Raw genomic sequence first — 279 nt, forward strand, 5'->3', positions numbered from 1 at the left:
GCTTGTACTCGATCTGGACCTCGCCATTGGCGTCGACGCTTCGGATGGGGACCTGGCCGCCGGCGTTGAAGCTAGCTTGCTCACCGGAAAGCGTGGTGAGGTTCGGATTAGCGAGCGTCCGCACGACGCCCTTCTCTTCGAGCGCTTCAATAATCAGGTCGACCTTGATGTTGCTGTCGATGATCTGGGTGATCAGTGTCGCGAAAGGATTGCTTTTCGACAGCAAACCCGTCAGCAGGGTCCCTGGGGCCGTTCCTGTTGGCGTGGTAGCTGCGATGC

General features: G+C 59.1%; 1 pseudogene. It reads right to left on the reverse strand.

The annotated features are described in order from the left end of the window. Positions 1–279 (reverse strand): annotated as a pseudogene (locus tag EN786_RS37445) (type II and III secretion system protein family protein); the annotation flags it as partial.

Origin of the sequence: Mesorhizobium sp. M4B.F.Ca.ET.143.01.1.1, assembly GCF_004792275.1 — a bacterium.
Taxonomy (GTDB): Bacteria; Pseudomonadota; Alphaproteobacteria; order Rhizobiales; family Rhizobiaceae; genus Mesorhizobium; species Mesorhizobium abyssinicae.